Source organism: Leuconostoc sp. C5 (assembly GCF_056530425.1).
The window spans coordinates 1377840-1390375 of the sequence record NZ_CP134351.1 but is presented as its reverse complement, the minus strand read 5'-3'; the positions used below and the strand labels follow the sequence as shown (position 1 = coordinate 1390375).

The 12536-nt window shown below is 37.9% G+C and carries 10 protein-coding genes and 1 riboswitch; of the genes, 6 read left to right on the top strand and 4 right to left on the bottom strand.

Annotated features, from left to right (window positions below; translation table 11 throughout):
- The first annotated feature begins 41 nt into the window (after positions 1 to 41).
- The gene (gene argH, locus RHP56_RS07010; RefSeq protein ID WP_102753169.1) at positions 42 to 1424 is read left to right on the top strand and encodes an argininosuccinate lyase; all 1383 of its coding nucleotides are present in this window, start codon (positions 42 to 44) and stop codon (positions 1422 to 1424) included.
- Positions 1424 to 2440, top strand: a complete 1017-nt coding sequence (gene argF / locus RHP56_RS07005) for an ornithine carbamoyltransferase (RefSeq protein WP_025268297.1) — start codon at positions 1424 to 1426, stop codon at positions 2438 to 2440. The genes argH and argF overlap by 1 nt, the downstream gene beginning before the upstream one ends.
- 84 nt (positions 2441 to 2524) lie before the next feature.
- Here the strand turns inward: argF and RHP56_RS07000 are convergent, their stop codons facing one another.
- Positions 2525 to 4891, bottom strand: a complete 2367-nt coding sequence (locus RHP56_RS07000; protein WP_129870232.1) for a phosphoketolase family protein — start codon at positions 4889 to 4891, stop codon at positions 2525 to 2527.
- Between the two features lie 378 nt (positions 4892 to 5269).
- A riboswitch (TPP riboswitch) is annotated at positions 5270 to 5377 on the top strand.
- A gap of 109 nt (positions 5378 to 5486) precedes the next feature.
- On the opposite strand from RHP56_RS07000, the gene RHP56_RS06995 reads away from it, so the two are divergent.
- From RHP56_RS06995 to RHP56_RS06985, 3 genes are all read left to right on the top strand, one after another.
- Entirely contained in the window at positions 5487 to 5957 is a 471-nt protein-coding gene (locus RHP56_RS06995) for a nucleoside 2-deoxyribosyltransferase (protein WP_014324956.1), read from the top strand.
- A gap of 24 nt (positions 5958 to 5981) precedes the next feature.
- Positions 5982 to 6989: a thymidylate synthase gene (locus RHP56_RS06990; RefSeq protein ID WP_462794674.1), complete on the top strand. Its 1008-nt coding sequence runs from the start codon at positions 5982 to 5984 to the stop codon at positions 6987 to 6989.
- A 73-nt stretch (positions 6990 to 7062) separates the two neighbouring features.
- Positions 7063 to 7728 (top strand): class I SAM-dependent methyltransferase, encoded by a 666-nt coding sequence (locus RHP56_RS06985; RefSeq protein WP_480171604.1) that lies wholly within the window; start codon positions 7063 to 7065, stop codon positions 7726 to 7728.
- 49 nt (positions 7729 to 7777) lie between these two features.
- On the opposite strand, the gene RHP56_RS06980 is transcribed toward RHP56_RS06985, so the two are convergent.
- From RHP56_RS06980 to ahpC, 3 genes are all read right to left on the bottom strand, one after another.
- Positions 7778 to 9472: an NFACT RNA binding domain-containing protein gene (locus RHP56_RS06980; RefSeq protein ID WP_102753172.1), complete on the bottom strand. Its 1695-nt coding sequence runs from the start codon at positions 9470 to 9472 to the stop codon at positions 7778 to 7780.
- 194 nt (positions 9473 to 9666) lie between these two features.
- A complete protein-coding gene (locus tag RHP56_RS06975) occupies positions 9667 to 11376 on the bottom strand; it encodes an FAD-dependent oxidoreductase (protein WP_102753173.1) in 1710 nt (569 codons plus the stop codon).
- A 10-nt stretch (positions 11377 to 11386) separates the two neighbouring features.
- Positions 11387 to 11956, bottom strand: a complete 570-nt coding sequence (ahpC, locus tag RHP56_RS06970) for an alkyl hydroperoxide reductase subunit C (protein ID WP_102753174.1) — start codon at positions 11954 to 11956, stop codon at positions 11387 to 11389.
- A gap of 212 nt (positions 11957 to 12168) precedes the next feature.
- Between ahpC and RHP56_RS06965 the strand changes: the two genes are divergently transcribed.
- A complete protein-coding gene (locus RHP56_RS06965; RefSeq protein WP_002815133.1) occupies positions 12169 to 12483 on the top strand; it encodes a SemiSWEET family transporter in 315 nt (104 codons plus the stop codon).
- The last annotated feature ends 53 nt before the right edge of the window (positions 12484 to 12536 follow it).

The following is a 12536-nucleotide window of genomic DNA, read 5'->3' as shown; positions in this document are numbered from 1 at the left end:
GCTCGTGTACATAGATAGCAATAAAGGGAGTAATGAATAATATGAGTGATAAATTATGGGGTGGTCGTTTTACTGCTAAAGCTGCAGAATGGGTAGATGAATTTGGTGCTTCAATTCACTTTGATCAAAAAATGGCAGCTGAAGATATTGAAGGTTCGATAGCACATGCGAAAATGCTTGGCAAACAAGGCATTATAAGTCCGGAAGAATCAGCAAAAATCGTTGCTGGTTTGAAAATCATCAATGAAGAACTCATTGCTGGAAAAATTGAGTTTGACGTTAAAAACGAAGATATTCATATGAATATCGAATCATTATTGACCGAGAAAATAGGTCCGGTGGCAGGAAAATTGCATACTGCTCGTTCCCGTAATGACCAAGTGGCCACTGATTTTCATTTATGGGTCAAGCATCGTTTGCCCCACGTTCTAGAATCTCTAACCGAATTGCAAGAGGAGTTGTTAACTTTGGCGACAACTCATGCAGGAACCATCATGTCTGGGTATACGCATTTGCAACATGCGCAGCCAATAACTTATGGTCACTATCTTCTTGCTTACTTTGAAATGTTTCAACGTGACTATGAACGTTTCGAATTTAACCAAAAGCATACAGACATTTTGCCGTTAGGAGCAGCGGCATTAGCCGGGACAACTTTCCCGATTGACCGTGAATTTGTTGCTTCAGAACTGGGATTTGACAGTATTTATCACAACTCATTAGATGCCGTGTCAGATCGTGATTTTGCTTTAGAATTCTTGTCAAACGCCGCTATATTAATGATGCACCTTTCCAGAATGGCAGAAGAGTTAATTTTGTGGTCAACTTACGAATTTAATTACATTGAACTATCAGATGATTTTTCAACCGGCTCGTCAATTATGCCACAAAAAAAGAATGCTGATTTTGCTGAATTAGTTCGTGGAAAAACAGGAAGAAGCTATGGCGCATTAATGGGTCTGTTGACAACGATGAAGTCATTGCCACTAGCCTACAACAAAGATATGCAAGAGGATAAAGAGCAGGTCTTTGATATTATGGATACGGTTCTAGCCTCTGTTAAGGTGTTTACGGGTATGCTAAGTGGCTTGACGGTTCATAAAGAGCGTATGCTGGCCACAACACAAGATGATTTTTCGAATGCGACTGAACTAGCGGATTACTTGGCCACTAAAGGTGTACCATTCCGTGAAGCCCATGCAATTGTGGGTCAATTAGTCTTGACAGGTATTCAATCAAAAATGCCATTACAAAAAATGTCTCTGTCTGATTTGCAAGCCGTAGCCCCACAAATAGAAGAAGACATTTACGACAAACTACAATCTGAAACAGCAGTTAACCGACGCACTTCGTTAGGCGGTACGGCTGTTGAAAATGTTAAAAAAGAAATTGTAAGAAATAAAAAAGTTTTGGAGGCAAGGTAATGCATTCACATTTTCAAGGAAAATCTTTTCTTAAAGAAATTGATTTTACAAAAAAAGAGCTAGAAACATTCATCGATTTGGCTGCGCACTTCAAGTATTTAAAGCAAAATAATATACCGCATAAATACCTTGAGGGCAAAAATATTGCCTTGTTGTTTGAAAAAACTTCAACGCGTACGCGTTCTTCTTTTACCGTTGCTGCAAATGACTTAGGCGCTCATCCGGAGTTTCTAGGTAAAAATGATATTCAATTTGGCAAGAAAGAGTCCCTGGAAGACACGGCAAAGGTTTTTGGGAGCATGTACGATGCAATCGAATATCGCGGATTTTCGCAAGCTACAGTGGAAGGATTGGCCACTTACAGTGGCGTGCCAGTCTGGAATGGGCTGACAGATGATTGGCATCCAACACAAATGTTAGCTGATTTTCTTACCATTAAGGAACAACTAGGTCACATAGCGGGTATTACCTTAGCCTATATGGGTGATGGTCGAAATAACGTTGCTAATTCTCTGTTGGTAACAGGGGCAATATTAGGTGTTAATGTGCATATTGTATCACCAAAAAGTTTGCAACCAAGTGAAGAAATTCTAAATATAGCCAACCAAAAAGCTGCTGAATCAGGTGCAAAATTGCTTGTTACAGATGACATTGATGATGGCGTAAATGATGTTGACGTCTTGTACACGGATGTGTGGGCTTCGATGGGTGAAGAAGATACGTTTGAAGAAAGAATAAAGTTATTATCACCTTATCAAATTAACGCAACATTAGTCGAAAAAACAAACAACGAACAGGTAATTGTGTTACATGATTTACCAGCATTTCATGATTTGAATACTAAAATGGCGCAAGATATTTATGACAAGTTTGGTATTAAAGAGATGGAAATCACTGATGAGGTCTTTCATGCTTCATATGCGCATCAATTTGAGCAAGCAGAAAACCGGCTACATACAATTAAAGCTGTCATGGCAGCAACTTTAGGAAATATGTTTATTCCGGAGCTGAATTAAAAATAGCAACAAGAAAAAGGAGCCTAAATAATTAGGATCCTTTTTCTTGTTGCTTTGAATTTCTAATGAAATAACAGAAAGAGGTCACTTAAGTGGTTGCCAGCGCCAATCTTCTACTTCGGGCAAGTCCGTTCCCTTTGACCTAGTATACGCAACGTGTAGGTCGAGCTTATCGGTCATTTCTTGCACGAGGGCTGCTTGCTTGGTGCGAATATTTTCTGGCAAGAGATTAATAGCAGCTTTAACTAAATTAAATCGATCAATTTTGTTAAGAACACGCATATCAAATGGTGTTGTAATGTCACCAACTTCTCGGTAACCATGAACTGCTAAGTGGTGATTGTGTCGTTTGAAGAAAATAGATTCAATCATTGGTTCATAGCCATGGAATGCAAATAATACTGGTGTGTCAGTAGTGAAGTAAGCATCAAATTCATCATCACTTAAGCCATAGCTGGCATCGGCCCGTAGTTTAAATAGATCCAATACATTGATGTAACGTATTTTTAATGATAGTATGTGTTCGTGCAAAATTTGTATTGCTGCTAAACTTTCTGTCGTTGGTTCAGAACCAGCTGAAGCAATAATAATATCAGGTTTTTCACCTTTGTCAGTACTTGCCCAATCAATGACACGTAATCCTTGCGTAACAAGCTGTTTGGCCTCAGTAGGTGAGAACCACTGTAAGCGGGGATGTTTGCTGGCCACAATATAATTAATCTGTTGCGTTGCTTGCGCAGCATGTTCAAATGTTGCGACCAAGCTATTAGCATCCGCTGGGAAGAACTCGCGAATGAAGTCTGGTTGCTTTTCATACAACATTGTTGTTACACCAGGATCTTGGTGTGAGTAACCATTATGGTCTTGTTGGAAAACAGTTGAATCAGCAATAATATTTAATGCCGGCACGTCCTTACGCCATGAAACGTCATGAGAATGATTCAGCCACTTAAAATGTTGCACAATCATGTCATCAACTTCACGAATAAAGACCTCATAACTGGCAAAGAATCCATGACGACCGGTTAGCGTATAAGCTTCAAGCATCCCCTCATCATAATGCTCTGATAACATAGAATCAATAATACGGCCTTCAGGTGCCATGAATTGATCATTAGGTTCTTTGATTGGTAATAGCCATTGGCGATTAGTTGTTTCAAAAATGTCTTGGAAACGATTAGAAGCTGTTTCATCTGGGCCAAAGCCACGGAAGTTAGTAGGATTAAGTTTGATGATATCACGCAAATAGTCGCCTAACAAAATAGCATCTTGAGCTAAGTTATTGCCTGGCTGATTATTTTCTACCAAATAATTGTCAATGTCAGGTAAAATCAAAGGTTTGATAATACCAGCATTGGTGACCGAATTATTGGCCATACGTAGCTCTTTTTTCGGTAATACTTCTTGGATAGCTTGTGTTAACTGACCGTTTTCATCAAATAATTCATCTGGTTTGTAAGATTGTAACCAATCAACAAGTTGTGGTATATATTCAGGATGATTTTGGTCAGCAGGAATTGGAATTTGGTGTGCACGAAATGAATTTTCAATTGGCTTGTCATCCCAAGTTTTTGGCCCTGTCCAGCCTTTAGGTGAACGTAAAACAATCATTGGCCAAAGTGGTCGTGTAATCTCTTCATTTGTCTGCTGAACGGCTTTTTCTCTAATGTCTTTAATCTCAGTAAATACTGTGTCCATGGTTTTTGCCATTTCTTCATGAACTTGCATAATCGGTTTGTCAAAAGAACTTACAAAGTAAGGGTGCCATCCCAGACTGTGGAAATACTCGGTTAGTGTTTCATCAGATTCTCGAGAGAGAACTGTGGGATTCGCAATCTTGAAGCCATTTAAATTCAAAATTGGTAATACAGTACCATCATTTTTAGGATTCAAAAATTTATTAACATGCCATGAAGTGGCTAGGGGTGCCGTTTCTGCCTCACCATCGCCAACAACAACCGCAGCAATGAGGTCTGGATTATCCAATACAGCACCAGCACCGTGCAAGATAGAATAGCCTAAAGCACCACCTTCATGAATCGATCCAGGTACTTTAGGATCAGCATGTGAAGCAACGCCACCGGGGAAAGAGAAACGCTTAAACATTTTCTGCATACCCGCTTCATCCTGTGTGATTTCTGGAAATGCTTCGGTATAACTACCATCAAGATAAGCATTTGAAATCATTACTTGTCCGCCATGGCCAGGCCCCTCAATGTAAAACATATTCAAATTAAATTTATTAATAGCACGATTTAAATGGGCATAAATAAAGTTTTGACTAGGAATCGTGCCCCAGTGCCCGATTGGGTGAATTTTAACTTGTTCTGCCGTTAACTTTTCCTTAAGCAATGGGTTATCTAACAAATAGAGTTGTCCAACTGACAAATAATTGGTAGCTCGCCAGTAGGCATCTAAATTGTTCAGGTAATCTGTTGAATCGATATTCATTTGATACTTCCTCCAATTTGTGACAATGCATACACAAGGTGCATGCTAAGATTGCGTAAAAAATATTGCAAGATATAAAATTAACTTTGCAAAGTATAGTGAAAAGTTCAGAAATAAATTGATAATTAATCTGAACCTGGCGAACACCAATTCATTATCAAGCCGTGTTTTTACATATTCATCGTAAAGGTTGTTTTTTAAAAAGTCAATACCAATACATTAATTGGTACGACCCAATTAATGTATTGGTATTGACTTTTATGGTTATAATCGCGTCATAACGGGAATTAACGTCTTAAAATGACTATTTGGTAAAATAATTTGTTTGCATACTTCTGAACAAGTGTGTTACACTCGATTTTGTTATTAGTCGATTAATTAACATACTAGGGGTGCTTTTAAAAAAGCTGAGAGAGAAGAGATAATCTTTGAACCCTTTGAACCTGATCTGTAGCAAGCAGCGTAGGAAAGTATGAATATATGATTTTTTTGCAATCATATAAACAGCCATACTATATCTAAGAGCGTTTGCAATATAACTGTTATTATTGCAAACGCTCTTTTTCTATGTGTTGAAAATTTAGGAGGCAATTTTGTGAATCAACGTGTTTTTTTGGCGGCACCTTTCAAACAACTTTTGAATCAAAACAATCGAGTCAATACGGAAACTACACAGGCACTGCAGCAAGTAATGCAAGTGTTAGAAGATAAAGGAATGTTTGTGGATAATGCGCACAAACGAGAGAATTGGGGATTAGAAATGATGACCCCCACTCAATGTACAGATGCTGATTTTAATTCCATAAAAAATTGTGATGTTTTAATGGCTTTTCCGGGTAGCCCAGCATCACCAGGTACCCATATTGAAATTGGCTGGGCGTCAGCATTTCATAAAAAGATTATTTTGCTTTTAAAGAATGATGTTGACTATGCATATTTGATACGTGGTCTTGGTGTAATTGGGGACGTAGAGTATATCTATTACGAAAATATGAATAGTTGCCTTTCACAAATAAGTAATGTGATAGACAATTATCTACAACACAATAAAGTATTGTCAAAGTAGCGTTGAATGAGGGAGTTGAGTTAAATGACAACATATGAAACCTTTGATGATGCCTATATAGCCGAACTAAATGAAATATATCATCATGCAGAATTTTTCAATGAGCCCAGAGGATTTAGTAGTCGGGAAAAATTAGGTGTTAATTTTAAAATTGAAAATCCCGTACAGAGAATTGTATATAGCCAAACGAGAAAAACAAATATTATCTTTAATTTTGCGGAGGCATTGTGGTATCTAACAGGAAACAATAGCTTGTCTTACATCAGCTATTACAATAAACGAATGCCTGATTATTCAATGGACGGGCAAATACTAACCGGTACGGCATACGGCAAAAAGCTGTTTCATTTTGGGGAACAAAACCTAAATCAATGGCAGAACGTTAAACAAGAACTGCTAAATGATGCTGATTCGAAACGAGCGGTAATCCAAATATTTGATGCGCACGAATTAACAATTAATCAAAATTTAGATGTATCTTGCACATTGGGATTGCAGTTCTTAATTAGAAATAACCAACTTAATATGGTGGCTTACATGCGAGCAAATGATGCGTTTCGAGGCATAGTAAGTGATATTTTTTCATTCACCTTTATCCAAGAATTTATGGCACGAGAGTTGAATCTTAAAGTTGGAAAATATTACCATAGCGTGGGCACAATGCATATTTATGAACCTGATAATCAGTGGGTGACGCATGTGCTCAATGAATCAAATGAGCAAACATTTATCTCTCCTAAAATGCCGCAAGGAAATAATTGGGCGATGGTACATGAGCTAATGCATTATGAAGAAAAATTAAGAAAAAAAGAATTAACAATGAATTGGGTGGACATTCAACAGACTGAGTTATCGTCGTATTGGCAACAAATATTGGCCTTATCTAGTATTTACCAAATGATTTATTATCACGAGGAAGTGGACCAGGTGTTATTTGACCATCTTTTGCCAGTATATCAACATCTTTTGCTGAATAGATGGCCAACAAAAATGAGTAGAGGGATGGTGTCCAATGACAGAAAATTTATTTAAGGATGAAGTTGTGGCTAATCAGTTTAACGACTATAATGACGTATTAGAATAGGTTTTGGGATATAATTTTGTTTTGTCGATTTTTAAATCGACTCAAGCAAAGAAAATATTAGACTATGGATGTGGCCCTGGAAAAGTTTCGCTGCGTTTAGCAAACCAACTATCAGCCGATATAGTTGCGGTTGACGAGTCTGCTAAAATGATTGAAATTGCGAAAAGAGAGCGTAAGCATCAGCAAATTGATTATAAAATTGTTAAAAAAGATAATTTAGATTTTATCTCTGATAATTCAGTAGATGGTGCGATTGCGTGCTATGTTTTTATTAACAATCAGTCTGAACAACGAATTTTAAAGATTATGAGGGAAATTTATCGAACATTACGACCAAACAGTCACTTCATCATTTTAGATACTAATCCAAATACCACGGGTGTACCATTTTCAACTTTTCAAAATGGTGAACCGGGGAAATCTTATAGTTATGGTGAAGAACGTGTTGAAAAGTTGAATCTGGACTCGCAAGAAAAACTTATTTTGCATGATTTTAACTGGCCAAATCGTATGTATGAAACGAATTTAAAGCGAGCAGGATTTAGTGAAATTACAGTTCGGTATCCAAAGTTAGAAGATTTTTCAGCAGAACAAATCCAACAAATAGAACAAGAGTATCACTATAAGAGTTGGTTAAATGAAAAAACACAAGCACCATTTATTTTATACCAAGCTATAAAAAAGTAGATTTTTCGAGGAACAAAAAAAGACCAAAGCATTTGTTTTGGTCTTTTTATTATTTTATTTTCAGTTTTGAAACTAAACTAGCATCGGGCGTAACATATAGTGTTTGCTGTCCTTCAAAAATAACAAAACCTGGCTTTGAACCATTTGGTTTGCGCAGTTTTCCGGCAGGTAAATAATCAACGGGGACATTGGCAGATTCACGCGCCTTGCTGAAGTAAGCAGCGAGCTTTGCGGCCTCAATAAGCGTTGTATCTGAAGGATTAGAATCATGAATAATAACGTGTGATCCTGGTATTTTTTGGACGTGCAACCAAATATCTCGACGATCAGCTTGTTTTAATGAAAGTCTTTCGTTTTGTAAGTTGTTTTTACCAACTTCAATCAAAGTACCATCGGAACTTTCGAATTTATCAGGTTTTGATACCTTTGGTTTTTGTTTATTTTTCTTATTGGCGCGAATGTATCCCTCAGCGGTTAATTCGAGGCGGATATCTTCTACGTCCTTTGGAGATGCAACATCTAATTGTGCGACAATATTATTAAAATAATCAATTTCTGCGTCGGTCAACGCAATTTGCTCATTAACAAAATCTACGGCCGTACGTAATTTACGGTATCTGTTGAAATATTTTTCAGCATTTTTCAGACCGTTTAGTTTAGGATCTAAGGGGATTTCTAGTAAATTATTATTATCATAATAATTTTCAATAGATACGATTTTCATTCCTTTTTGAACGAGGTGAGGGTAGGTAATTAACAAATCGCCTTTGACTTTTAACTCATCAGCATTTTCAGCGTCTTCAAGTGTTTTTAATAATTTTTTTCGCTTAGCCGTATTTTTTTTCAATTCGTTTTTAACAACCCGAACGAGGGTACCGGCTTGTTGGTTGACACGTTCTCTTTCAGCTTTTCCGATGTAATAGGCGTCAAGCATGGTGCCTAACGTTGGAAATTCTTCTTGTGACACGCTGTCTTGCAACCAGTCAAAGGCAGAGTAGCTAAGAGAACCATCTTTTGAAGTGAAAAGTGTGGGGGCGAGATGGTCAAAATGAGCCAACCATTCACGGGCATGTGCTAATTGATCACCTGCCTGATTAATTGCTCGAGCCAATGCTTCCGCGGATTCTCTTCCGAATCCCTGATACGTTTTTTGAATGTATTTAGGCCATTCTTCGAGAGGTGTATCTAGGATCATTTGAGCTAAACCATCTTGCCCTGCAGTAAACGGATTCTTCAAATTCTGGGCAGGAGGCAAAACATAAGTTGCACCAGGAATCAAAGAACGGACACGATTTTGGTCGGCAGGAACATGTTTAATTAGTTCCAGGATACGGGCATCACTTTCACGAACTAAAAATAGGTTTGAGTGGCGTCCCATCATCTCTAAGGTTAAGCGGATTTCTTGCATGTCCCCTAATTCATTACGTGCATTAACGTAAAAATTAATGATACGATCATTTTCAACTTGCTCAATTTTTTGTAATTTAGCGCCTTCTAAATAGCGTCGTAAAAACATTACGAAGTTTGGTGCAGTTTGCGGGTTTTCGTAGGGAATACGTGTGATTTGGGCACGTGCGTAGCTGGGATGAGCACTCAGTAGGAGCGGATAATTCTGCCCATTATTACGGACCACGAGTACAATTTCATTTGGATAAGGTTGGTGCACCTTGGTGATGCGGCCACCTGTAATTAAATCATTTAGTTCATGCACAATCGCGTGCGTAAATAGTCCATCTAAGGGCATTCTGTGTACTTCCTTTTATCATTTGTTGCAGCCGAGAAAATATTTATATCATAGTTACAAACGTTTTATTTGTTTAATTTATCATTCTTTAATTGTATCACGTAATAATAGCGGAGTTGGCTCACTTCTAATATTCGTATGCATAAAAAAACAAACTACTTAACCTGGAGTAGTTTGTTTTTTTTTGATTTAAATCAATGGACAGGCAAGGGGCTGCTTGTCTCGATGGCGGAAACGATTTCTTCCAGTGATTGGCTACCAAAAATAACATTATCGCTATTATTAATAATCATTGCGGGTACACTCATGATATGATGTGACTCGCGTAGTTCAGGGAATAATTGCAAGTCAATCATTTCGGCAGTTACATTATCATTAATTGCGGCAATGTGTTGGCAAGCAGCCACAACATCTGGACAAAAATGACAAGTTAATGACACACCAATATTCAGATCTGTTTTTGGTAAACGCTGTATACGTTGGACAAGCTCTGTATCAATTGTTTGACCTGGCCCAGCAATATTATAGAGCGCTAGAACTAGAGAATTTAACTCATGTCCGGTAGGAATACCACTAAATTGAATTCCAGTATCTTCATCATTGTCAGTAAGCAATCTAAAGTTTGGCATGTGGTGAACATGATATTTGCTTTCTAGTTCAGTACTAGTAGGTTCCATTTTAAATTTCAGATGGCTACTTAGTTGGCTAAACTCTTCCAAAAATGAGGAAAGTTCATGACTTTTTGATGAGTCGTCTGTCAATTGATGCAGGGTAACATCTTGCGTAAGTTTATCAAAAATAGGTTGTAAGGCTTGTATAATTTCTTTTGCGAACCACTGTCCAGTGTGAGTGGGAAGGGCAGAATGATCAGTTGCATCAATAGTACTTGTAGGTCCTTTAGTAACGTCGGTTTTTGGAGCGGACACTGCGGAACGGTTAACCGGAATATTAAGCCTATGCTTTTGTTCTGACACAAATAGCTCTGCACTAGTAGCGGCATTGGCACCATCAGATGCCGCCGTGACGATTTGTCTAAGTGGCTTAGAAATGACATCCCCAGCAGCAAACACCCCCGGAATATTCGTTTGACCTTGGAAATCAGTCACAATATATTTGTGCTCATCCAACATAATATCATGTTGGAACATTTTTGTTTGCGGATCTGTGCCTACGTAAACAAAAATACCAAATGTATTATCACCATCAGCAACATGGTAAGTAGTTTGCTCATTTGTTTTGTTGTTAATAAAGGTTGCATCAGTTAAGTAGTTTTGACCAGCCACCGTTTGAATTTCTGTGTTTGGCCAAATGGTGATATTGGGGTTGAGGCGTGCACGATCAGCAGTTAGTGGCGGGCAAGTAAAGTCATTAGATCGCATCACAATGGTGACATGACGTGCAAATCTTGTGAGGTAATCAGCTTCTTCAGCAGCAGCATAGCCGCCACCGATGACGAATACTTCTAATCCACTAAATAATTCACCATCACAAGTTGAGCAATAGGCCACACCACGGCCTCGAAAATCTTGCTCACCTTGGAAACCAACTTGATGAGGTTCAGCACCTGTAGCAATGATGATGCTACGTGCATGGTAAGTATCTTTTTTACCAGTAACTGTTTTTATGACCTCATCACTAAAATTGTAATTAGTCACGGTATCAAAAACGAATTGAACACCAAAACTTTTTGCCTGTTGCTGCATTCTATTGACTAATGCTGTACCATCAATTGTTTCAACAGCAGGATAATTTGCAACAGTTGAGGTTGTTGTGACTTGCCCACCAATTTGGTCACCCTCAATAATTAAGGTATCCATTGTTGAACGGCCAGCGTAAATACCGGCTGATAAACCAGCAGGTCCGCCACCTATAATAATTGTGTCATAAATGTGTGGTTCAGTCATTTCGTAACCTCTAAATTTTACCAACTAAGTCTAAGCTCGGAGCAATTGTGTCTTCACCAGGGTGCCAATTGGCAGGGCATACACGGTCACCATGTTCAGCAACGAATTGTGCAGCTTCAAGTGTACGTAAGATTTCTTCAGCATTACGGCCAATACCCATGTTGTTGATGGTATATGACTGAATTTTTCCTTCAGGATCAACAATGAAAGTTGCACGGAAAGCCAAGCCTGCATCTTCGTCTAAAACATTAAAGAAACGAGCCAATTTACCAGCTGGATCAGCCAACATAGGATACTTTACTTTAGCAATTGTATCCGTAGCTTCTGCCCAAGCCTTGTGAACAAACTCGCTGTCTTCAGATACAGAATAAATTTCAGCATTAATATTTTGGAAGTCAGCGTAGTGATCAGCTAAGTCACCCAATTCAGTAGGGCAAACAAATGAGAAGTCGGCAGGATAGAAGAAATAAACACCCCATTTACCTAAGGTATCTTTCTTGGTTACTTCTGTGAAATCACCATCGTGATATGCATTCACTTTGAAATCTGTTATTTCTGAATCAATAAAATTTGTAGTCATAATTTCTCCTTTTCTTTGTTAGAACAATTCTAATCTGTTTTTATTATACAACGTTCTGAATTCAAAAATCAAGAATCATTTTAAATTAAATTCTTGAATGTGACGAACATAGCATTCATTCTAAAATAAAAAGCAATATTTGTGGCGTATTTTACATAAAAATCACATAATGTTATAATGAAAACATTGTATTTACATATGAAAGGAACCCAATGAATTACGACAATTACGTCCCGAAAGAGTCAAGAAAAGAAGTTAGTCAAGAGAGAATTAGATTTCTGAAACTGTTAAGTAAGGTAGCGGTAGTATTTTGTTGTTTGATGTATATTTCTTATATTCCACAGATTACAGCTAATCTATCCGGAAATCCTGTATCGGTACTTCAACCATTGTGTGCCACGGTCAATGCAACTTTGTGGGTGACTTATGGCTGGCTAAAGACCTATAAGGATTGGCCTGTTATTCTAGCTAATATACCAGGTGTAATTTTCGGTGTTGTTACGGTAGTAACGGTCTATGTTCATTAAAAATCAAGTTATAGATAATAAAAAGCGTTCGGCTAAATGATTTGGTCGAACGC